The organism is Corynebacterium sp. CTNIH16 (assembly GCF_032821655.1).
In the GTDB taxonomy this organism is placed as follows: Bacteria; Actinomycetota; Actinomycetes; order Mycobacteriales; family Mycobacteriaceae; genus Corynebacterium; species Corynebacterium marquesiae.
Genome location: NZ_JAVBIG010000007.1, coordinates 1 through 22598, shown reverse-complemented (window position 1 = coordinate 22598; position 22598 = coordinate 1). Strand labels below are relative to the sequence as shown.

Below are 22598 nucleotides of genomic sequence, written 5' to 3'. Positions count from 1 at the left end.
CTCCGGTGGGCTGAAGGACTGCGCGAAGACGCTTAGTTCTTGACCATCTGACGCAGAACGTACTGCAAGATGCCGCCGTGGCGGAAGTAGTCAGCCTCACCCGGGGTATCGATGCGGACGTCAGCATCAAACTCCACGGTCTCGCCGGATTCCTTGGTAGCGGTTACGTGGACGGTCTTCGGGATGGAGCCATCGTTGAAGGCGGAGATGCCCTCGATGTCGAAAGTCTCCGTACCATCCAAACCCAAGGACTCGTGGGACTCGCCCTGCGGGAACTGCAGTGGGATAACGCCCATGCCAATCAGGTTGGAACGGTGGATACGCTCGAAGGACTCAGTGATAACAGCCTTCACGCCAAGCAGGTTGGTGCCCTTGGCTGCCCAGTCGCGGGAAGAGCCAGTGCCGTACTCCTTACCAGCAATGACAACGAGCGGAATGCCGGCTTCCTTATAGTTCTGGCAAGCATCGAAGATGAAGGCCTGCGGGCCGCCTTCCTGGGTGAAGTCACGGGTGTAGCCACCGGTGACGTCGACCAGCTGGTTGGCCAGGCGAATATTCGCGAAGGTACCGCGCATCATAACCTCGTGGTTACCGCGACGGGAGCCTAGGGAATTGTAGTCCTGGCGGGCAACGCCGTTTTCATCGAGGTACTGCGCAGCCGGGGTACCCGGCTTAATAGCGGAAGCAGGGGAGATGTGGTCAGTGGTGACGGAGTCGCCCAGCTTTGCCAGAACGCGCGCACCCTTGATGTCTTCAACCGGGTTCGGCTCGGTTGGCATGCCATCGAAATAAGGAGCCTTGCGGATGTAGGTGGAATCCTCATCCCACTTGAAAGTCTCACCTTCCGGCACGTCCAGGTTGCGCCAAGCATCGTCGCCCTTGAAGACGTCGGCGTAGTCAGCTTCGTACATCTCGCGAGAGATAGCGGACTGGATGGTGTCCTCAATCTCCTGCGGGGATGGCCAAATGTCCTTCAAGAAGACATCGTTGCCTTCCTGGTCCTGGCCTAGTGGCTGTGCATCAAAGTCAAAGTCCATGGTGCCGGCAATGGCGTAGGCGATGACCATGATTGGAGACGCCAAGTAGTTCATCTTGACGTCCGGGGAGATACGGCCCTCGAAGTTGCGGTTACCGGAAAGGACCGCGGTAGCAGCGAGGTCATTCTCGTTGATGGCTGCAGAAACCTCATCCGGCAATGGGCCGGAGTTACCAATACAGGTGGTGCAGCCGAAGCCGGAGAGGTAGAAGCCCATGGCTTCGAGGTCCTTCCACAGGTCTGCACGCTGGAAGTAGCCATCAACAACCTGGGAGCCAGGAGCACAGATGGTCTTAACCCATGGCTTGGACTGCAGGCCCTTTTCTGCTGCCTTACGGGCGATAAGGCCTGCGCCCACCATGACGGATGGGTTAGAGGTGTTGGTACAGGAAGTAATGGAGGCAATGGCAACCATGCCGTGGTCCAAGGTGAACTCGCCACCGTTTTGGGACTCAACGGTAATTGGGTTGGAGTGACGGCCCTTCGCGCCAGTAGCCGAGGACTCGCCGTGACCCTCACGAGCCTTGTTCAAGCCGCCGGTGACGTCCTCCATAGCTGGAGCGCCGCCTTCTGCGGACATGCGCTTTGCCTCGACAGTGGATTCGTCAACGCAAACCTCGTCGGTAGTGTAGTTAGCCAAATCCTTGCGGAACTGCTCCTTGGCCTCCGTCAGCAGGATGCGGTCTTGCGGGCGCTTCGGGCCGGCAATGGAAGGAACAACGGTGGACAGGTCCAGCTCGAGGTACTCGGAGTACTTTGCCTCTGGAGCGTCCTCCTCCAGCCACATTCCCTGTGCCTTGGCGTAGGCCTCGACGCGGTCGATCTGCTCCTGCGGGCGGCCGGTGAGCTCGAGGTACTTGGTGGTCTCCTCGTCAATCGGGAAGATCGCAGCGGTGGAACCGAACTCAGGGGACATGTTGCCGATGGTGGCGCGGTTTGCCAGCGGGACAGACTTAACACCGTTGCCGTAGAACTCAACAAACTTCTGCACAACGCCGTGCTCGCGCAGCATCTCGGTGATGGTAAGAACGACGTCGGTTGCAGTAACACCGGTAGGAATCTCACCGGTCAGCTTGAAGCCTACGACCTTCGGGATAAGCATGGATACCGGCTGGCCGAGCATGGCAGCCTCTGCTTCGATGCCGCCGACGCCCCAGCCAAGAATGCCCAGGCCGTTTTCCATGGTGGTGTGGGAGTCAGTACCGATACAGGTATCCGGGTAAGCGAGGCCCTCGTTGTCGAATACAACGCGGGACAGGTACTCGATGTTTACCTGGTGGACGATGCCGGTTCCCGGAGGAACAACGCGGAAGTTGGAGAAGTTCTCAGCACCCCAGCGGAGGAACTGGTAGCGCTCTTCGTTGCGCTGGTACTCAATTTCAACGTTCTTTTCCAACGCATCGGTAGAGCCGAAAGCCTCAACGATGACGGAGTGGTCAATGACCATTTCGGCCGGGTTGAGAGGGTTAACCTGATCCGGGGTGCCACCCAGTGCGGAGACGGCCTCACGCATGGTAGCGAGGTCAACAACGCAAGGAACACCGGTAAAGTCCTGCATGAGGACGCGTGCTGGGGTGAACTGGATTTCGGTGTCCGGCTCTGCCTCCGGATCCCAGTTTGCCAAGGCGTTGATGTGGTCCTTGGTTACGTTCTTGCCATCCTCGTTACGCAGCAGATTTTCTGCCAGCACCTTGAGGGAATAAGGCAACTTCTCCAGACCGGAGACGGTGTTGATGTCAAAGTAGTCATAAGACTTACCGTTGACATCAAGGGTCTTCTTGGCCTCGAAGGAGTTCAAGCTTTCAGTCACAGGGAGCTCCATTCCTTGTTAATAAACAGTGTGTTCTGTTTGGTACTCGTCGCCAGTCGTCACCGCGGGGCAGTGCTCGGCATCACTGGTCACTAGTGTGACGCGACGCGACCATGGGGCCCGCTGTGTTGAAGGCGACAAAGAACGCGATGGTTCACCTAGATATTGTAGAGGCTAAAACCTTCGGTCGCTGCCATTGTAACAGTACAAGCGTTCTGTTTTCACCTTTTCTGAAAAATTGGCGAGTTGAGGAAATGGGTTCCAGTGATCTGACCGTATCTTGGGGAGAAGAAGTTAGTTTAGGAGCCCTATATAAGGAAGAGATACACATGATTCCCGCGGGCGTAGATGTAGCTGCTTTGGCAGGTCAGCTCAAAGTGGACGGCGTGGCCTACACGTCCCCAGTGCTCAGCCAAGATGCACTGCTCAACGCGGAGGTAGCCCAAGGCTTGCGAGACGGTGACGGTGTGGCCGTGGTTGATGTGATAGTTGATCGTGCGCCTGATGTCCGTGACATTGCCCAAGAGCTCCAAGACGCGACAGGTTTGAATACCGTCATCGTACAAACCCCTCGCCATGTTTCTTCCGTTAGTGACACTTATAGCCGCGCTGACATTGAGTCGGTACAGGCGCAGATCCCGCCTGGAGTTGAACAAGTAGACCTTCTGTCTGAGTACTACAGGGGACTAGACCAAATCAGCTTCCCGGTGGGCGCAGCGGTGGGGGTGGTTGCCGTAATCGCCGTGATTGTATTCGTTAGCTCTTTCCTAGCGGCCGGCCGTCGCACGCCCTAATAGTTGAAAAGGATCTACGGAAATTGGGGGTGCGAGTCGGACGAGTGAAGAAAGCCGGGCGAGAAACGAGGAACTTGGCTTTCCAAAATTGAACAAATGCTCCTTGAAAATTAAGTTTGTTCGAAAAAGTATCGCGTTATTGGGTGAAACTTTTGCGAGGCATAGATGTACGAAAATTTCGGGCAACTGGCCCAAAGGCGTGTACTGAAGGGCTCCGGGTGAATGTGGATGGCGCAGTTTCGTTCACTCACGGTTTGCGGAGCGAGTCGGTTGTGGATCGGGGGGTAGAAGTTCGGTCGGGACTTAGCGTGAATCGGGTACCTAATTAGGGATCGTGAATAGGGTAGGGGAGTGGTCAAAGTAAACCCTTAGGGGTTGACATCCGGTGGGGGAGTGGTTCAGTAGCCCTAGTCGCGGCCTGACTGGGGGTCGGTGGGGCGTATAGAACCCCGGGTAGCTGGTGACTAAAGTCACAATAACGGGATGGTAACAAAATCATTGCAGGTTAGGTGCACATGTTGAGTCATGTGAATTAACTTGACTCACGTGAATTGCGGGGAAATTGTGCGAAACGGGCGTGTCGTGACGTAAGGTTCGGTTGTCGACTCAGGAGACATTTCTTGCTTCCTGGGTTCATGGGCTTAGCCTTGACTGTCACGAGAGAATTCGCACGGGTATGTGGGGAAGCACGCCTCGAGCGAAAGTTAGAACGTCGAGTGGCCGTTCTTGGGAGTCAATGAACCGGGACCCATCGAAAGTGATTTGGGACGCAGGCAAAGAACTTGAGCGATTGCAATGTTCGAAAAATTACACATCAACCCACCTTCCGTTTATGAGGTGAGACGGGTTCATTAGAACTCCACCGTGTGGAAATTTTGGTGCGAACCTTTACATGGCCAAGGCTGAAAGTCTGTCGTCATAGAAGGTGCGCACGGAGAGGTCCATAGGGATAGGGTCCGGGAACACCGAATCACTCCACAAGGGTCAGCCTCGTGTGGCCTGTTCATGGGTTGTGGCTGCTTGCCCTCGACGGCTCGGTAGTGCTCAAAAGGTTAGACCTTTTGGACTCCAGTTGGCGCCGCGGCGAGGTCCGCCAGAACCCGTAGAGCAGTTCTCACAGTGCTCAGTGCAACGAAGACGTGATCGGGGCATACGGAACCGCGGGTTGTAAAACGCACCCTGGGGCGTATGTCGCGCGCAGCGCAAGAGTAGAAGTGGATTTCACAGTCGTGGGACTTTGTTTGAACAGAGGATAGTTGAAGACCATCTGTGTCCGGCTTGTCGGACTCGCGCAAGTAGACCTTTAGGCTTTCTTGCCAGGGTACGAATTGTCTGGATGTCGCTGTTGTGGGGAAACAGTAGCGATTTGAGGCGGCCAAAATTTGGCGCGGCAAGTCCACAACTTTCTCTAGTTCCTACATGGAAGCCCTAAGGCTGCTGAGGGTCCACCGAAAGTGCACACCCGGAGTGAAGTCTCAGCCGAAGTAGGCAGTCCATCAATACTTACCGCTCTAGTGTCTGCGGGCACCAGGGGGTTAGCTTCGCGTATCTTTTGATAGCTACTCGAGGCGAACCTCTAGGCTGCCCAATAAGGCATGCGATAACGCCTGTGTTTGTGCGAAATATGCAGGCGGGGAGCCCGGGCATACCTATGTCCGGAGGTCTTCATGGACTCTCACTAAAGGGGCAGCGTGGGCCCAAACTAGGAGTATTTCAGTGGCCACCATTCGCCTTCCGCGCATTCGACATGTTCGCGCTTTCATTGCTGCAGTAGCAGGTACCGCAGCTATTTCAACGCTTTCCACCGTAGCCCCAGCGGGCGCCGATGAAGTATCGACGCCAAACGCAGGTACGGTCCAGGGCCAAAACTCAGACCACGTAGCAATTGACCGTGCGGTTGCCAACGCAGATTCACTGCAGGGCGCTGTAGAGGAATCCCGGGCAGAGCTAGGCCGCGCGGAAGCAGATGTTTCCGCAGCGGAAGACCGTATTGCTCAGATTCGAACCCAATTGGAACAGGTGAACGGCGAGCCGGGCACTAACGAAGAGTATGTTGCCAGCTTGTCAGATGAGCTGCGCCAGGCGGGTGAGGAAAAGCGAGAAGCCGAGAATCGTGTTGCGCAGCAGCGCCGAGAGCTGGCCCAGAATGAAGCGCGACTAAACGCTACCCAAAGATTTGCGGAAGCCACTTTTGCCCGCCAGCAGCAGGCTGCGCCCCAAGGGGAGGTAGCAAGCGGGATGCAGCTCCCGCAGCAGGATTCTCTTCCAGTCGCGCCAAATCAAGGTGACAATCTTGATTCTGAGGTGTCAACTAATTCTTTCTCGGTCAACTCTCAGGACTTGACGCGCGAGGTCCAGTCTCAGGGCTTTACGGATGAGGTAGTGGATCAGGGACCGTCTGAGGTTCCGGGCAGTGCGGACGTTGCCGATAATCCGGAGGATCCATCCGTTGCTGAGCAGGAGAAGACTACTCCAGAAGCGGACTTTGGAAACGCCCTCAATGAGGGTGCAACGCCGACGTTCCAGAACGTCGATTTCGGCACTGGGTCCTCTGTGAACGATGCGCTCGGACTTGCGAATGATATCGTTGCAGCCGTTGATGAGGACGATGTGCGCACCCTTATGCAGGGTTCGTCTGACCTACTAGGTTTGGGCAGCCCGAATACTGCACCTGCCGCCAGTGTTGACGCTCCCGAGGTGGATGAGGTGGCTGAAGTAGACGAAAGCACCACCGGTGCAGACGCGGGCCGAGACGCTCAGATCGAGGCCGTCATTTCTCGCGCTGAGTCTCAGGTCGGCGTCCCTTATGTGTGGGGTGGCGGCGATAATAACGGTCCTACTGGTGGGCTTCGCGATGGTGGCGTGGCTGATTCTTTCGGGGACTTTGGACAGTCTGGCTTCGATTGCTCGGGGCTAGTCAAGTACGCCTACGCGGCAGCCGGCCTGGACCTTCCTCACTACACTGGTGCGCAGTACCAGCAGGGCAAGAAGGTTCCCCGCGAGAACGCACAGCGCGGTGACCTTATCTTCTACGGAGCTGGTGGAAGCCAGCACGTAGCTATCTACCTAGGCGACGGCCAAATGATTGAAGCGCCACAGTCTGGTCAGACTGTTTCAGTAGTTCCGGTTCGCTGGGGTGGCGCTACTCCCGATGTCGTGCGTCTTCTCTAATCTCCAACTTTTGGTTGGTATGGTTTAGGGCATGACTGACGCACAACAGAATGCCCAAAACTTCGACGCCCTCCTCGTTCTTTCTTTCGGTGGCCCGGAAGGAAACGAGGAGGTCGTTCCTTTTTTGGAGAACGTTACCCGAGGTCGAGGTATCCCTCGCGAGCGGCTAGAAGTGGTGGGCGAGCATTATTACCACTTCGGAGGGGTAAGTCCGCTCAATGCACTTAACCGCGAAATCATCGATCATCTCGAAGGAGAGCTGAAAAAACGCGGACATAATCTACCGGTCTACTTTGGCAATCGAAATTGGTATCCCTTTGCCAGTGAGACTGCGGAAAAGATGTCTCAGGACGGGGTGCGCAAGGTAGCTGTCTTCGCTACCTCTGCATGGGGTGGGTACTCCGCATGCCGGCAATATGATGAGGACATTCAGCAGATGCGCGAGCATCTGGCGGAGCAGGGTTTGCCGGACATTGAATTTACTAAGATTCGCCAATTCTTCGATCATCCGAAGTTCGTGGCCGAAATGGCAGCCGCTGTCACGGAGGTCTGGGGAGGGGTTCCGGAAGAAAAGAAGGAATCCACCCGCTTGCTATTTACCGCCCATTCAGTTCCCGTCGCGCACGATAACGTGGGCGGCGCGGAAGGGGATAAAAACCTATACTCCCGCCAGGTGGCTGAGGCGTCGCGGTTGGTGGCCGCACGAGCCGGTATTTCTGATTATGACCTTGTATGGCAGTCACGTTCGGGTAATCCACGCACTCCGTGGCTCGAGCCAGACATTGTTGATCACACCAACGATATCCACCACAACGAGGGCATCGACACGGTCGTGGTATGCCCGATTGGCTTCATCTCCGATCATATGGAGGTTATTTGGGATCTTGATTCCGAGCTGCAGAAGGCAGCCGAAGAGATGGGTGTCAAGGTCCTGCGCACCCGTACAGCGGGTCCGACTCCACGTTTTGCGGAGATGGTTGTTGATCTCATCGATGAACTAGAGCAGAGCCGCGAGTGGGAGACCAGCGGGAGTGTCACGGTGCAAGGGTGCACAGTCAATGGTGCGCCGTGTGCAGCGGGGTGCTGCGATATTCGGTCCCGTTAACGGGCAAATTCTCCAAGCGCATAATACACGCCCGTCATGCGGGCCTGGCGGATGTGACGCCACAAGCGAAGCAATTGTGGATCAAGGCTGTGGTCCTTGATGCGGTCAGTGACGGTTTCGATGATCGCGGCTACCCGGTCAGCCCGGGCAAAGAGCTTGGCTGACCGGGCTGGCGTTGAACGGGGAAGTCCGGGGGTGTCATAGAAGTCGCTCAGAGTTCCCACGGTGAGGCGTGGGTTGGGCAAGGCCTCGGTGCTATACCCGGTTGCCGCGATGAGCTCGGCGGACTCATTGGTTGCTTGGGAAAGCAGTGCGTCGGCTTCACCGGGGCTTAGCCAGGCGGGCGCGGGGAGCTGCTGCTTTTCGACGACCACTTGCCACGCTGTATGGCTGTGGCGAATGTGGGGGATGAGGACTAAGTTACGCAGGGGATCATTGGTGCGAACTATGATTGCTCCGGCAGAACTTTGTGTAGCCGCGCGATAGGACTCCGATCCCGCCGGCAAAGCAGGCGGCTCGCCTGGCCCAGACAGTGCGAGGCGCACGATAGGCTCGGCACGTACACCGCGATGAGCGGTAAGCTCGGAGGTCTCCGCGCGCAGCATGGCTAACATATCGACGAAGGGGGATTCGTCCAAGCATTCTGGACGTCCGCCTAGTTCCGTAAGCGCGTCCAGCAAGTCATCGGTGGTTTCATGTCCCCACAGCCACGAGCCAAGCCAGACGGCGGTGTTTTGTAAAGGTGACCATACTTCGGCGCGCATATCCATGGCGAGCCAGTCTAGTAGATAGACTAACGGGCCATGAGTTTTGATCCTTATGGCGGAGATATTTTTGCTGGCCACTCGCGGTCGAAGCCGCGCCAGTACCCAGAAGTGCCAGCCGAGCCCGGAATGGTAGTGGAAGTGCGCGGCGATGACTTTGTGGGTGCTGTTATGGGCGTGGATAAAACCGTTTTCGGTGAGGTGGTACGACTTGAGGATCGCCACGGCGTAGAACGGGTCTTTAACCTGGTTAAAGGGGGGTTCCTAGTGGAAGGCAAGCCAGTAACGCTTACCCGGTACGTCGAAAAGCGGGCTCCCCGTAAGTCCAACTCCGGCTCCCGCCGCGTAGAGAACGTGGAGGCCAAGGTTGCCGCGCCATCGCGCATTTGGGTGGAAGGCGTGCATGATGCCGCCATAGTGGAAAAAGTGTGGGGTCACGACCTGCGTGTGGAAGGCGTGGTAGTCGAATACCTCGAGGGTTTGGACAACTTGGAGGCGCGCCTCGCAGAGTTTCAGCCAGGGCCGGGCCGCAGGGTCGGGGTATTGGCGGATCACTTGGTTCAAGGCTCTAAGGAAACCCGATTAACGGAAACCGTGGGAGAGCATGTCCTGGTGACTGGACACCCCTTCATCGATATCTGGGCGGCGGTAAAGCCGCAGCGCGTTGGCCTGCGTGAATGGCCAGATGTACCCTACGGCGAGGATTGGAAGACCGGTATTTGCCGCCGCGTAGGGTGGAGCGACCCGAAGGATGGGTGGCGCCATGTCTATAACGCCGTACATTCCTTCCGCGACCTAGACTCCACCCTGATCGGCGCCGTGGAGCGCCTCGTGGACTTCGTTACTACACCTGAGTTGAGCAAGTCCGACTTGCTCTAGGGGTGGGCGAGGTTGGCGCGTTCAATTAGGTTGACGGCCAACTGCCATCCCGCCATCTCCGCGCTCCAGCCGGCCGCCTGGAGGCGTTGCGACATGGCTTGCTTGGAAATTCCTAGCTCTTCGGCGGCCTCATTCTGGTTGAGTCCTGCGCGGACAAGCGAGGTTGCTTCGCGCCCTTCGATGGTGCGCTTGTGCAAAACGTAGCCAAGCAGGGCAAAGGTGGCCGCGATGTCGCTCGCCTCCGAGGCGCGGCCGCGCTTATTGAGTTTGGCGTAGACCTGCCCCATGCGGGCGGACTTCCGCAATGCAGCGGTTGCTACCTGGCGCGCGCCTTCCTCATCTTCCTGGTTGCCGGGGCTAATGCCGATGCCGATGGCCCAGTCGCCGTCGGCAAGCAAGGCCATGACCACGTCGCACACTGCTGTTGCTGAATCAACTACGGCGCAAATATCTTCCACGCCGAGCACGTGGAACTCGCCCACACCATTGAGGGTGGATAGAGCCGTTGCAGAGCGTTGGACCAACTCTGCGCGACGCACGGAGCGGCCCCGGTAGCGAGCGTGGACAGCAAGCACAGAAAATCCTCCTTAAGGAACCAATTGCGAAATAGTCTACCGCTCGTACTTGACTTATGGGCGAGTGGGTAGACGTGAATCCATATACAGCCCGCCCATACCGATGGCGGCAAAAGCTATCATGGCGACAATGATGCTGGGCGAGGTGTGGCCTGTGAGGGCATCGCCGAAGAAGACGCCGAGGGCAGTAGTCGGGATGGAACCGAGGAGGGAGGCCACGGTGAAATGGCTAAGCTTCACGGGCGTTAGTGCGGCAACATAATTCAGGAGACTGAAGGGGACGCCGGCCACCATTCGCAGTGAAGCGATGGCCAGCCAGCCGCGCCGCTCCAAGTGGGCATTGATTTTAAACACTGCGGGGTGAGTTAGGTGCGGCCGGATCCAGTCTCCGAGGAGCGTGCGGACGATGAGGAGCGACAGGGTCGCAGACACCGTCAAGGCACACAAGGAGAGGGCGAGGCCCTTCCATGGGCCAAAAAGTATTCCTGCGGCTACCGTCCAAAACGTCCGGGGGAATGGAAGCTGCGTAAATATGACATAACCTAGGGTGAAAAGGAGAGGGAACCACGCGCCATAGCGGGTGGAAGCGTCGCGAAGCTGGGACACGTCCGGTAGATCGAAGAAATAAAGGAGGGTGACGCCGGTGACGATGGCGGCGAGGACGGCTACCCAACGACGCATCGACCACTGGAGAATTGACCGCCAGGCGGACCAGGCGAGCGATTTGAGGAAATGGCCGAAGCTGCGCGCCCAACTCAAAAGTGTGGTCATGGGGGGAGATCGTAGTCCTTGTGGGAGTACTGAATAGAAAAATCCGGCGGCTACCTTAGTGGTAACCGCCGGTCCGTTGTGCCCGAGGGGGGACTTGAACCCCCACGTCCGTTAATAGGACACTAGCACCTCAAGCTAGCGCGTCTGCCATTCCGCCACCCGGGCAGGGTGTTTATCAGCCTCTCGGCTGGGCACTCCGATACTGTATCCTGCTCGAGGCTTGCTTTACAAATCGCCTGCGTGTGGCGTGAAAAAGCTACCGTTAGCGGCGTGTGGAAATACATGGTTGTAAGTCTGGTTGGGAGCTTTCCACGTGTGCGGCAAAATTTATGCAGGCTGCGGAGGTTACACCACATCGACATCGGCTTGTGAGGTGGGGTACAAATGGGTCTATGACTTCTTACGCAGATGATTCCCGCTTTCCTGGTCCAGATCCTTACGCACCGCTGCGCGATGTCCCGTCCTTCGTTCTCTCGTCCACTGATGTGGTGGAAGGAGACGAGCTCCAGGAGAAGCTCCGCGCCCCAGAGAGCGTATCGCCTCAGCTTGCGTGGTCCGGACTGCCGGAAGGTACTAAGTCCCTGGCCGTGACTTGTTTCGACCCAGATGCGCCAACGGCTTCTGGTTTCTGGCACTGGGCGGCGTTCAATATCCCCGTCGAGGTAAGCGAGCTGCCTACCAATGCCGGTGCCGCCGAGGACTTGGGGATTGACGGCGTCATTAGCTTGCGCAACGATTCGGGCGAGCGCACCTATTTCGGTGCAAACCCGCCTGCCGGACACGCCCCGCACCGCTACCTCTATGCCGTCCATGCAGTCGACGTAGAAAAGCTCGACATCGACCCAGATGCTTCGCCGACCGTGCTTGGGTTCAACCTGCATTTCCACGCTCTTGGCCGCGCCATTTTGTGGGGCTGGTACGAGGCGAAGTAATGGCGAGTAGCTCTACTTCATCGCAGCCTAGCCCGCCGACGGCGCTGCGGGTCGGCGGCGCCTTCATAGTGGTCGCATTCGTGCTGGTGCTCTTTGCGTTAATCTCCGTCTTCACGGATGGTTGGGGTGTCGACTTCGAATGGACGTATTCCAAAGTGGCGATTATTGTCGCCGCGGTCATCGTCGGGGCCTTTAGCACCATGAGCAAGAGTCAGGCGGGAAGCCGCGCGCAGGTTGCAGCATTGGTCATCGCCATTGTGATCATTGCAATAAGCCGCTTTCTGCCCGGCGATATCCTATTCACTCAACCACAGGTTTGGGTCGTGTTCTACGCCGGCTTCGCGGTGTTGTGCGCACTGATCCTCAAGCGCAGCGCCATGTCGCAAACCTAGTCAGCATCGCAAAGATAAAGGGTCCGCCTACTTCCTCTGCGTGCAGCAGGAGAAGTAGGCGGACCTTGTGTTGAGCAACCTTGGGCTGGACTAATCCAAGGGCTTCCAAGGAAGACCGGAGCCAACCGCCTGGGAAATATTGCTCATACCGTGGGCACGGATTTGAGCGGCAATGCCGCGGTGAATATCGCGGATCCAGTCCGGACCGCCGTAGATGAGACCGGTGTAGCCTTGCAGCAGGGAAGCGCCGGAAGTGATGCGTTCCCATGCTTGCTCCGGCGTGGAGATGCCGCCCACGGAGATGAGGGTGAGCTGGCCGCCGACTCGCTCATTGAGGCGGCGCAGCACTTCTAGGGAGCGCTCGGCTACCGGAGGGCCGGATACGCCACCGGCACCCATCTCCTTTACCTCGGCGGCTGGGGTCTTGAGTCCCTCGCGGGAAATGGTGGTATTTGTCGCTACGATTCCGTCGAGGCCGAGTTCGAGGGCTAGGTCTGCCACGGCGTCAACGTCGGCATCGGAAAGATCTGGGGCAATTTTCACCAGCACCGGAACCGCGGTGCATTCTTGCACGGCGGAGAGAATGGGACGCAGCGATTCCACTGCTTGCAGGTCGCGCAGGCCCGGGGTATTCGGGGAAGAAACGTTGACCACCAGGAAATCTGCCAAGTCGCCCAACACCGACGCGGAGCGGCGGTAGTCTTCTACTGCATGCTCGGCAGGGGTGACTTTGGTTTTGCCAATATTGATGCCAATGACATCGCTGTAGCGACGCTTGCGCAGGTTTTCTGCGGCGGCTGCTGCACCTTCATTGTTAAAGCCCATCCGGTTCAAGATGGCTTTATCGGCCTTCAGACGGAAGAGCCGCGGCGCAGGATTGCCGGGCTGTGCTTGGGCGGTGACGGTGCCCAACTCTGCATAACCAAAGCCAATGGGAGTCCACGTATCAGCAGCTGCGGCGTTTTTATCGAACCCGGCGGCAAGTCCCAACGGGCGGGGGAATTCTACACCGAAGACCTCTTGGCGCAGCACTGGATCGTTGACCGGCAGGATCTTTGCTAGGGCTCGGTTGACGGGGCCGGCAGCTTGGAGTCCGCTCAAGGCCGTATTGATGATCTCGTGTATCCGCTCCGGACTGAGCTTGAACATGCCGCGCAATGCAAGCTGGTAGGCCTGCGCGCGCAATTGGTCAATAGTGCTGGTCATCTTCTTAAGACTCCTTCTTCAGGTGCGGGGCGTCCACGAACTGCAGCCCGTGGCCGGTGGCGGAGGCGGCGACAAAGGTGCCGTCGCCAAGCATGGCAATATTTTGCGCATCCGGCACGGTCGAGAGATCTCCGCGCAGCTCTGGGACGCCTTTGGCAATCTCAAAGGCATAAGCCTTATTGGTATCGGTGGCGCTCACCCACGCCAGATTGCGCTTATTATCCCAGGCTACGCCCCATGGGGTGCCCTCTACGTTGCCGTATTGATGCAGGCGGACAACGTCATCGGAAGTGTAGACGGCCAAGCGGCCGCCCTCGGTATCGGAGGCGAGGACTACGCCGTTATCGCCTACCGCGATGCTGCCGACCCCCTGGCCAACGCGCAGTCGGCCGCCCGCGCGATCATTCGTCCAGTCCACGTTTTGGATAGTGGAATCCTCTCGGTGGATGCGCACTACTCCGTCATCGCCTGAGGAATTGGGCACGGCCAATAGCTGGTCCGAGCCGTCTTCCACCTCGATATCTCCGTCGCGCTTTCCGTCCTTATAGATGCCTATCGTGGTGGAATCGGCCGAGGTGGCAAAGATCTCGCCGCTGGATAGCTGGGTGGCGGCGGTAACTGGGGAGTCCTCCTCCATGTGGACCTCCTGGAGAGAATCCGTGGATGCAGGATCGATCAGGAGAACCTTATCTGGGCAGGCGAGGACAAAACCCGACTCCGAAGAACTGAGGTCACCACACTTCGCAGAAAGGTCTAGCGAGGTAGCCTTCTTCTCTTCAAAATCCTTCTGGCTACCGATGAGAAGCTCGTCTTTGGTGCGCACTGCCAGCGAGTCATCAAAGACGGCAAGGTCAGTGATGTCTCCCTTAAGGTCGACCACAGTGCCTTCCGGATCCGCCTTAGCCGGGGAGGCCGCTGGGGTGGCATTGCCCTTGACCGCGGTCTCTGGATCGGCGCCCACGCCCACTTCGGGCTGGCAGGCGGCCAACGCGGTGGCGCTAAGCGCCAGCAAACTGGAAAGGATAAGTGCGGAGCCAGATTGAGATTTCACGGCTACTAATCCTAACAGCGCGCGTTGTAAAAACTCGAAGCCCAGCGCGGCTGTAGTGTGAAGCGGGTGATTTCTAATACCGCAACTGACGCTGTTTCTTGGGCGCAGGTCATTGTTTTGTCCATCGTGCAGGGGCTTACCGAGTTTCTTCCGGTAAGTTCCTCCGGTCACCTGCGCATTGTTTCCGAACTTTTTTGGGGCAACGACGCCGGCGCGTCCTTCACCGCAGTTATCCAGCTGGGTACGGAGCTGGCTGTGCTGGTCTATTTCGCCCCAATGATTTGGCAGATTCTCTCCGGCTGGTTCCGCGGCTGGGCCGATAAGTCCTCTCGTGGCCAGGACTGGCGCATGGGGTGGATGGTCATCGTGGGCTCCATTCCCATCGGAATTATTGGCCTCGCATTCGAGGATGCGATTCGCGGCGCCCTGCGCAACCTGTGGATTACCGCGGCAATGCTCATCCTCTTCTCCTTTGTCTTCATCGCTGCAGAAAAAATGGGCAAGAAGGAACGCGGTTTTGACCAGTTGACCATGAAAGACGCCATTGTTATGGGCCTGTGCCAATGCTTGGCGCTCATTCCGGGTGTTTCCCGCTCCGGCGGCACCATCTCTGGTGGTCTGTTCCTGGGGTTGGACCGCGAGGTAGCCACACGCTTTAGCTTCTTGCTGGCCATTCCGGCTGTGCTGGCTTCGGGGCTTTTCTCGCTTCCCGACGCCTTTTCTCCCGAATCCGGCCAAGCCGCCTCCGGCCTGCAGCTTCTGGTCGGCACTGGCATCGCCTTTGTACTGGGCTACGCCTCCATTGCGTGGCTACTAAAGTTCGTGGGCAACCACTCCTTCTCTTGGTTTGCCGCTTACCGCATCCCGGTCGGCGTGCTCGTCATGATCCTCCTGGCATTGGGAGTCCTGCAGCCGCTCTAAGGCACACCGCGTTAATATGGTGGCTATGCATTCTTGGCCAATACCTTCCTTCCGCCCTGTGCCGGGTGATGCGGAACAGCTGCGCTTGTACGATTCTGCGAACCAAACCGTCGCTCCCGTAGAGGTCGCAGGGGATACCGCCACCATGTACGTGTGTGGCATCACGCCCTATGACTCCACCCACTTGGGCCATGCCGCTACGTACCTGACCTTTGACCTCATCTACCGTGCGTTCCTGGATGCCGGGAAGAAGGTTCACTATGTCCAAAACATCACCGACGTCGATGATCCGCTCTTCGAACGTGCCGAACGTGACGGCGTGGATTGGCGTGAGCTTGGCACCTCTCAAATTGACCTTTTCCGCTCCGATATGGAACTGCTCTCCGTTTTCCCGCCGCAGGACTATATCGGCGCCATGGAGGCTGTCGACGAGATCGTGGAGATGGTGCACAAGCTGCTTGATGCCGGAGCGGCCTACGTCGTAGACGACCCCGAGCACCCAGATATTTACGCCTCCATCGAGGCCACCGAGCGCTTTGGGTATGAGTCCAATTACTCTGCCGAAGAGATGCGCACGTTCTTTGCTGAGCGCGGCGGCGATCCCGACCGCCCAGGGAAGAAGAATCCGCTCGACGCACTCATCTGGCGCGCCCACCGCGAGGGCGAACCAGCCTGGGAGTCGCCCTTTGGGCCTGGTCGCCCGGGGTGGCATATTGAATGTTCCGCCATCGCTACTAACCGCTTGGGTTCTTCCTTTGATATCCAGGGTGGCGGCAGCGACCTGAAGTTCCCGCACCACGAGTTTTCCGCCGCCCACGCAGAGGCTGCCCTCAACGTTGAACGCATGGCACAGTTCTACGTGCATACCGGCATGATTGGGCTCGAGGGCGTCAAGATGTCTAAGTCCTTGGGAAATCTCGTCTTCGTCCACAAGCTCGTAGAAGCGGGTGAAGATCCCTCCGCTATCCGCTTGGGCGTCTTCTCAGGCCATTACCGCGACGAGCGCGACTGGTCCGATGAGGTGCTCGACGCCGCTAAGCGCCGCCTCGCCGCATGGCGGGAGGCCTTGGCGCAGCCGGGAAGCATGGCAGGGGCCGAAGAGGTCGTCGCCAAGCTGCGTGCCGCGATCGCGAACGACCTTGATACCCCGGCCGCGCTCGCTGCCGTGGATGAGTGGGCAGAGGCCGACCGTGGCACGGACGAGGACGGCGCGGCCGATTTGGTCCGCACCGCACTAAATTCGCTCCTCGGCGTGCAGGCTTAGGCAAGATAGGGCAGTATCTACAGCATGAGCATTCGCGCCGATTTCCAACCCACCGTAGATGAGTTCATTAGTGACCTGAAATCCTTCGCCACCGGCGATTACCTCAAGGAAGATGAAAAGGAGTTCTGGGAGACACCGTTTGACGCCAACGTCCTTCCAGAACTGCGCGGCCACCTTGAGCAGATGCTCGATGGGCTGGATGCTCTTCCGGACGATCCTGACGGACCGCAGTTGGTCACCGTCTTGTCCAAGACCGTTCGTACGTTGGCAGATTTTAATCGCGCTCAGCACGATGCCGTTCTCGAGCCAGAGGAAAAGGAAGAGCTCTCTGAGCTTATCTATAACGCCAGCGCGGCCACCGGGGCAGACGACGAAGCCCTGTCGCAGATTCCGGAACTGGACTTTTAGATCTGGCCCTTGCGCCTTAGTAAGCGCCAGCTGGCATCAACTGCGCAGCTGGCTCTTGCCGCCGTGTGCCCACAGCGTGGACGGCGAAACTATTTCCTTCCCGACAGAGAAAGCTAGCTTTATTCTTGTGCCGCACCCCACCGCCGCTTCCAGCCTGACTGAGCCCGCCGCCATCTTCTGGGATATGGATGGTACCCTCACCAATTCGGAGCCCCTCTGGGCGGAGGCAACATTTTATCTTTCAGAACTGCTGGGCAAACGGCTCACTCCCACCCAACGCCTAGCTACTGTGGGCGCAACCTTTGATACCACCTTGGCAATCTGCGCGGATAACGCGGGGGTGACGCTACAACCCGGTGACAGCGAGCGTTACCGCGCCCGGATGTTTGACTATGTCAAGGGCCTTTTTGCTCGTCAGCTGGAGATTTTCCCGGGAATCCCTGCGCTGCTTCAGGAACTAAAGGCCGATGGGGTGCCCATGATGGTCACTACCAATACCGAGCGCAATGTTGCTGACGCAGCTATCGATTCTCTGGGGCGGCATTATTTCGTCGATACCATCTGCGGGGATGAGGTTCCTGCCGGCAAACCAGCGCCGGATATGTACCGCGAGGCCGCCCGCCGCATTGGAGCAGATCCCGCGGATTGCTTAGTTTTCGAAGATTCCGCAACCGGCATGCGCGCTGCAGTTGACGCCGGCTGTGCGGTTATCGGTTTGCCCGAAGGCGATCAGGTTGAGGTACCGACCGAGGTCACCGAAATTTCTAGCCTCCGCGATTCGCGGCACCTCGCGGGAGCTAAGGCCGCTGATGTCTATGAGTGGTTCGCTAAGATTTCGGTGCGGCAATAGAAATTTAGAGTTCCCCTACATTCTCTAACTACCTGTGGAACAATAGGTAGGCGTGAAGAACTTTGAGACTCTTTTTACGGAATTAGCCGAGAAGGCCGACCAGCGTCCAGCTGGTTCTGGCACCGTTGCTGCGCTGGATAAAGGCGAGCATTTCATCGGTAAAAAGATCATCGAAGAAGCCGGGGAGGTATGGATCGCCGCTGAATATCAGTCCGACGATGAGCTGGCGGAAGAGATGTCTCAGCTGCTTTATTGGACTCAGGTCATGATGCTTAAGCGCGGACTTACCCCTGAAGACCTTTATAAGTACCTCTAGGCAACACCCCACAGGATGGAAGGAACCGCATGATCAAGATAGCTGTCCCCAATAAGGGTTCGTTGTCAGAAGCCGCCGTGGAGATCCTTGCAGAGGCCGGTTACAAGGGCCGCGGGCATTCCAAGGCGCTCAACGTAGTGGATTCCAATAACGGGGTCGAGTTCTTTTTCCTGCGGCCGAAAGATATCGCCATCTATGTCTCCCGCGGGGTCTTAGACCTAGGCATTACTGGCCGGGACTTGGCACTTGACTCTAAAGCGAGCTTTGATGAAGTTTTGCCGTTAGGCTTCGGTGGCTCCACGTTCCGGTACGCAGCGCCGCAAGGGGAGGAGTGGGATATCTCTCAACTGGCTGGGCGGCGGATTGCGACGTCGTACCCCAATCTTGTCCGCGCAAACCTCGCCGCACAGGGAATTGAGGCCGATGTTATTCGATTGGACGGGGCCGTAGAGATCTCCATCCGGCTCGGGGTTGCCGATGTTATTGCTGATGTCGTGTCAACTGGTACTACTTTGCGGCAGCAAGGATTAGCGCCGTTCGGGGAGCCGATCATTGAGTCCGAGGCGGTAGTCATTAAGCGCACAGGGGTAGAGGTCACCGAAGAAGAGCAGGTAGTTCTCGACCGCATTCAGGGAATTCTGCACGCTCGCACTTATCTAATGATCGACTACAACATCGCTCAATCGAACCTGGACGCAGCCGCTGGTATTACTCCAGGATTGACCGGTCCAACGGTGTCGCCGTTAGCGCGTGAGAACTGGGTGGCAGTGCGGGCGATGGTTCCGAAGAAGCAAGCTAACCAAGTCATGGACCGACTCTCCCAACTTGGCGCGGAAGCAATTTTGGCCTCTGATTTACGTATCGCCCGCTTTTAGGGGGAGTGGTTTTTCTGGGTCGGCCCAAATAGATTCAGTCGCGGCTAACATTAGCGGTTGAGGTTACTCATTCGAATATAAGTCTCGACAGGCAAAGGAGCCGAGCCATCATGGCAAAGTCCTCTAAGAAAGAAGAAAAGGACACCAAGTCTGCAGCAAAGGACGTGAAGAAGAAGGAAGCTGACACTTCCACTCACGCCGCACAGCAGAAGGTGGCCGAACAAAAGGCACCGAAGAACTCCAGCAAGAAGACTCGCACCGAGACCGACCTTCTTGGTTCTTTGGAGGTACCCGCTGACGCTTACTACGGTGTGCACACCGTACGCGCGATGGAGAATTTCCAGATCTCTTACGTGACCATCAACACCATCCCGCACTTCATTCGCGGCATGGTCCAGGTCAAAAAGGCGGCCGCCATGGCAAACCGCCGCCTGCACGTACTGCCCAAGAAGAAGGCTGAAGCCATCATCTGGGCCTGTGACCAGATCCTAGAAGAGGGTCGCTGCATGGATCAGTTCCCGCTGGACGTCTTCCAGGGTGGTGCTGGTACCTCGCTGAACATGAACACCAACGAGGTTGTTGCCAACCTCGCACTGGAGTACCTCGGTGAGGAGAAGGGCTCCTATGACATCATCAACCCGAATGATGATGTGAACATGTCCCAGTCCACCAACGATGCTTACCCGACCGGCTTCCGCTTGGGTCTGCACGCAGCAGTTGATCACCTCATTGAGCGCATGGATGGTCTGCGTGCCGCATTCCAGGTCAAGGGCAATGAGTTCCAGGACATCCTGAAGATGGGCCGTACTCAGCTTCAGGATGCCGTTCCGATGACCTTGGGTGATGAGTTCAAGGGCTTTGCCAATAACCTGAACGAGGAGCAGGCATTGCTGCGCGATGCACAGCGCCGCCTGCTCGAGATCAACCTGGGTGCAACCGCAATCGGCACCGGCGTGAACACCCCGGCTGGCTACCGTCACCAAGTCACCGCAGCCTTGTCTGAGGTCACCGGCCTGGAGATGAAGACCGCTCGCGATCTCATCGAAGCAACCTCTGACTGTGGCGCTTACGTGCTGCTGCACGCCACCATCAAGCGCGCAGCAATGAAGCTTGCCAAGATCTGTAATGACCTGCGCCTGCTGTCTTCCGGTCCACGCGCTGGCCTGGCTGAGATCAACCTGCCTGCCCGCCAGGCTGGTTCCTCCATCATGCCGGGTAAGGTAAACCCGGTTATCCCGGAGGTTGTAAACCAGACCTGCTTCAAGATCTTCGGCAATGACCACGTCGTCACCATGGCCGCTGAGGCAGGCCAGCTGCAGCTCAACGTCATGGAGCCAGTCATCGGCGAAGCACTGTTCCAGTCCATTCGCATCATGGGCAACGCCGTCGATGCTCTGCGCGAGAAGTGCGTCACTGGCATTACCGCCAACGCTGATGTGTGCCGCGCCTACGTGGAGAACTCCATTGGTATCGTCACCTACCTGAACCCATTCATCGGCCACCACAACGGTGATCTGATTGCTAAGGAGTCCTTGGAGACCGGCAAGGGCGTCAAGGAACTCGTCCTGGAGAAGGGGCTGCTGGATGAAGCAACCTTGAATAAGGTTCTGTCCGTAGAAAACCTCATGCACCCAGAGTTCCGAGGCCAGCTCTTCATCGACGAGGACTAAGCCCACAACTCTTAAGGAGCAGCAGGGCATAGCGCCCGCGCAAAAGTCACCCCGCAGTCGCCGCCACTTTTACTTCACTGGGATGAAAAGCAGGCGGAGGCTGCGGGGATTTTGCATGATGGGGGAGCACCATTCGAATTAATCTTTTATGGCCCTATACAGGAACAATGCACCTTAAAATGCCGGTCATTTTATAGCGAAATCCTTAGTTTATGTGGGAATCAACACAAACAGGCATTTTAAATGAATAAATCACCACAGCGGGTGCAAAATAGAAGATGTTGAGGACGGCATGCACTCTTTATAGAGATGCGTGCCCGTAGTTTGCATAGAGAGCGTATGGAGTACGTCCATGGTTATTGTTCATATAGTCATCGTTCTCGCCGCCATCGTTTTGGGCGCGAGAATTGGATCAATTGGCATCGGCATGGCCGGCGGGCTCGGTGTGTTGGCACTGGGTCTCACCGGCGTTCCCATCACTAGGGAAGACATCCCCTTCGATGTCATTGGCATCATCATGACCGTCATCGCTGCTATCGCAGCAATGCAGCGAGCTGGCGGTATGGACTATCTGGTGCACATTGCGGAGAAGTTCCTGCGCAAAAACCCAAAGCGAATCACCTTCTACGCGCCAATTGTTACGTGGCTAATGACGGTTCTTGCTGGCACTGGTCACACAGCGTTTTCCACGCTGCCTGTTATTGTCGAGGTGGCCAAAGAGGGTAAGGTTCGCCCTTCACGTCCGCTGTCCATCGCGGTAGTTGCCTCTCAGATGGCAATCTGTGCTTCGCCTATTTCGGCAGCTGTGGTGTTGCTTGCTAGCCTGCTGGAGCCGACTGGGGTGGGCTACTTGCAGGTACTGGCGGTCGTTATCCCGGCAACATTCCTGTCTATCTTCCCAGCTGCCTGGGTAGCCAATAAGTTTGGCAAAGAGCTTGAAGATGATCCGGTTTACCTGGAGCGCAAGGCACAAGGCCTAGTCAAGGAACCACTCGGCGCAGCGAACTTTTCGCCGCAGAAGGGTGCCAAGGCTTCTGTTCTCGTGTTCTTGGTAGCCATCGTCATCGTGATGGCGTGGGCCACCCTGACCTCGGAGCAGGTAGGTCTTATCGCTGAGCCGACCCTGCCACGCAATGAAGCCATTATGACGGTCATGCTCACCGCAGCCACCATCATCGTCATGATGACGAAGGTCCCAGCGGGAGATGTTTTGAATACCCCGGTCTTTAAGTCCGGTATGTCCGCATGCATTTGTGTGCTGGGCGTGGCTTGGCTGGGCACCAGCCTCATCAACCACTACATGGACGATATTCAGTCTATGGCCGGCAGCATTATTGAGTCTTCGCCGTGGCTGCTCGCAGTGGTGCTATTCTTCGCTGCAGCGTTGCTGTATTCGCAGGCAGCTACGACCAAGGCCCTTATGCCGGCAGCCCTTGCTCTGGGAGTAAGCCCCATTACCGCAATCGCTGCCTTCCCGGCGGTGTCTGCTCTGTTTATCCTGCCAACCTACCCAACGTTGCTGGCGGCCGTAGAAATGGACGATACCGGCTCGACTCGTATTGGCAAGGCCGTATTCAACCACCCATTCCTGATCCCAGGTACGGTCAGCATCGTGCTCTCGGTCCTCTTGGGCTATGCATTCGGTTTCGTCCTCCTATAACTAAAGGAGGATAAAACCAACCCTAGGGTGAACTGGCCCCCGAAAGTTGGACTGGTTTAATTCTAGGCGGTTAGGGCTTCAAGGGTCTGATTTCGATATTGCATCGGGGTTAGACCCTTGAGTCGTTGTTGGATGCGTTCGGTGTTGT

21 protein-coding genes and 1 tRNA gene are annotated in these 22598 nt (G+C 57.4%); 14 read left to right on the top strand and 8 right to left on the bottom strand.

Going from position 1 to position 22598, the window contains the following annotated elements; all coding sequences use genetic code 11:
• Positions 1–32 precede the first annotated feature (32 nt).
• Positions 33–2846 (bottom strand): aconitate hydratase AcnA, encoded by a 2814-nt coding sequence (acnA, locus tag RAE04_RS07625; RefSeq protein WP_317026950.1) that lies wholly within the window; start codon positions 2844–2846, stop codon positions 33–35.
• Between the two features lie 329 nt (positions 2847–3175).
• Between acnA and RAE04_RS07620 the strand changes: the two genes are divergently transcribed.
• From RAE04_RS07620 to RAE04_RS07610, 3 genes are all read left to right on the top strand, one after another.
• The gene (locus RAE04_RS07620; protein WP_317026949.1) at positions 3176–3640 is read left to right on the top strand and encodes a DUF6676 family protein; all 465 of its coding nucleotides are present in this window, start codon (positions 3176–3178) and stop codon (positions 3638–3640) included.
• Positions 3641–5356: 1716 nt separating this feature from the next.
• A complete protein-coding gene (locus RAE04_RS07615; protein WP_317026948.1) occupies positions 5357–6811 on the top strand; it encodes an NlpC/P60 family protein in 1455 nt (484 codons plus the stop codon).
• Positions 6812–6842: 31 nt separating this feature from the next.
• Positions 6843–7916, top strand: a complete 1074-nt coding sequence (locus RAE04_RS07610; RefSeq protein WP_317026947.1) for a ferrochelatase — start codon at positions 6843–6845, stop codon at positions 7914–7916.
• On the opposite strand, the gene RAE04_RS07605 is transcribed toward RAE04_RS07610, so the two are convergent.
• On the bottom strand, positions 7913–8686 hold the full coding sequence (locus RAE04_RS07605; protein WP_317026946.1) for a hypothetical protein: 774 nt from the start codon (positions 8684–8686) through the stop codon (positions 7913–7915). The two genes, RAE04_RS07610 and RAE04_RS07605, sit on opposite strands and share 4 nt — an antisense overlap.
• A gap of 33 nt (positions 8687–8719) precedes the next feature.
• Between RAE04_RS07605 and RAE04_RS07600 the strand changes: the two genes are divergently transcribed.
• On the top strand, positions 8720–9559 hold the full coding sequence (locus tag RAE04_RS07600) for a DUF3097 domain-containing protein (RefSeq protein WP_317026945.1): 840 nt from the start codon (positions 8720–8722) through the stop codon (positions 9557–9559).
• Here the strand turns inward: RAE04_RS07600 and RAE04_RS07595 are convergent.
• From RAE04_RS07595 to RAE04_RS07585, 3 genes are all read right to left on the bottom strand, one after another.
• On the bottom strand, positions 9556–10134 hold the full coding sequence (locus tag RAE04_RS07595) for a MarR family transcriptional regulator (RefSeq protein ID WP_198493063.1): 579 nt from the start codon (positions 10132–10134) through the stop codon (positions 9556–9558). The genes RAE04_RS07600 and RAE04_RS07595 overlap by 4 nt on opposite strands.
• Positions 10135–10188: 54 nt before the next feature.
• Entirely contained in the window at positions 10189–10905 is a 717-nt protein-coding gene (locus tag RAE04_RS07590; protein WP_317026944.1) for a TVP38/TMEM64 family protein, read from the bottom strand.
• 79 nt (positions 10906–10984) lie between these two features.
• A tRNA-Leu gene (locus RAE04_RS07585) sits at positions 10985–11070 on the bottom strand.
• Between the two features lie 227 nt (positions 11071–11297).
• On the opposite strand from RAE04_RS07585, the gene RAE04_RS07580 reads away from it, so the two are divergent.
• Both RAE04_RS07580 and RAE04_RS07575 read left to right on the top strand, forming a co-directional pair.
• A complete protein-coding gene (locus tag RAE04_RS07580) occupies positions 11298–11837 on the top strand; it encodes a YbhB/YbcL family Raf kinase inhibitor-like protein (protein WP_005324806.1) in 540 nt (179 codons plus the stop codon).
• A complete protein-coding gene (locus RAE04_RS07575) occupies positions 11837–12229 on the top strand; it encodes a hypothetical protein (RefSeq protein ID WP_287556307.1) in 393 nt (130 codons plus the stop codon). The genes RAE04_RS07580 and RAE04_RS07575 overlap by 1 nt, the downstream gene beginning before the upstream one ends.
• Before the next feature lie 90 nt (positions 12230–12319).
• Here RAE04_RS07575 and RAE04_RS07570 read toward each other — a convergent pair whose 3' ends face one another.
• Both RAE04_RS07570 and RAE04_RS07565 read right to left on the bottom strand, forming a co-directional pair.
• Positions 12320–13435 carry a quinone-dependent dihydroorotate dehydrogenase gene (locus tag RAE04_RS07570; protein ID WP_225746937.1) on the bottom strand — a complete coding sequence of 372 codons (1116 nt, stop codon included), beginning with the start codon at positions 13433–13435 and terminating at the stop codon, positions 12320–12322.
• Between the two features lie 4 nt (positions 13436–13439).
• Positions 13440–14486, bottom strand: a complete 1047-nt coding sequence (locus RAE04_RS07565; protein ID WP_317026943.1) for a hypothetical protein — start codon at positions 14484–14486, stop codon at positions 13440–13442.
• Between the two features lie 66 nt (positions 14487–14552).
• On the opposite strand from RAE04_RS07565, the gene RAE04_RS07560 reads away from it, so the two are divergent.
• The 8 genes from RAE04_RS07560 (at position 14553) to RAE04_RS07525 (ending at position 22450) form a co-directional block, all read left to right on the top strand.
• Positions 14553–15407, top strand: coding sequence for an undecaprenyl-diphosphate phosphatase (locus RAE04_RS07560; protein ID WP_299140021.1), 855 nt, complete (start codon positions 14553–14555; stop codon positions 15405–15407).
• Between the two features lie 25 nt (positions 15408–15432).
• Positions 15433–16671 carry a cysteine--1-D-myo-inosityl 2-amino-2-deoxy-alpha-D-glucopyranoside ligase gene (gene mshC / locus RAE04_RS07555; protein WP_317026942.1) on the top strand — a complete coding sequence of 413 codons (1239 nt, stop codon included), beginning with the start codon at positions 15433–15435 and terminating at the stop codon, positions 16669–16671.
• A gap of 24 nt (positions 16672–16695) precedes the next feature.
• Positions 16696–17079, top strand: a complete 384-nt coding sequence (locus RAE04_RS07550) for a hypothetical protein (RefSeq protein ID WP_317026941.1) — start codon at positions 16696–16698, stop codon at positions 17077–17079.
• A 184-nt stretch (positions 17080–17263) separates the two neighbouring features.
• Positions 17264–17929, top strand: a complete 666-nt coding sequence (locus RAE04_RS07545) for an HAD family hydrolase (protein ID WP_269953202.1) — start codon at positions 17264–17266, stop codon at positions 17927–17929.
• A 52-nt stretch (positions 17930–17981) separates the two neighbouring features.
• Positions 17982–18245 (top strand): phosphoribosyl-ATP diphosphatase, encoded by a 264-nt coding sequence (locus tag RAE04_RS07540; protein WP_284838895.1) that lies wholly within the window; start codon positions 17982–17984, stop codon positions 18243–18245.
• A 29-nt stretch (positions 18246–18274) separates the two neighbouring features.
• Positions 18275–19120: an ATP phosphoribosyltransferase gene (gene hisG, locus RAE04_RS07535; protein ID WP_198493054.1), complete on the top strand. Its 846-nt coding sequence runs from the start codon at positions 18275–18277 to the stop codon at positions 19118–19120.
• Positions 19121–19230: 110 nt separating this feature from the next.
• Positions 19231–20790 (top strand): aspartate ammonia-lyase, encoded by a 1560-nt coding sequence (aspA, locus tag RAE04_RS07530; protein WP_239282871.1) that lies wholly within the window; start codon positions 19231–19233, stop codon positions 20788–20790.
• 352 nt (positions 20791–21142) lie between these two features.
• Positions 21143–22450, top strand: a complete 1308-nt coding sequence (locus tag RAE04_RS07525) for an anaerobic C4-dicarboxylate transporter (RefSeq protein WP_269952965.1) — start codon at positions 21143–21145, stop codon at positions 22448–22450.
• A gap of 62 nt (positions 22451–22512) precedes the next feature.
• Here RAE04_RS07525 and RAE04_RS07520 read toward each other — a convergent pair.
• A partial coding sequence (locus RAE04_RS07520; protein WP_239274592.1) for an IS3 family transposase occupies positions 22513–22598 on the bottom strand: 86 nt, incomplete at its 5' end.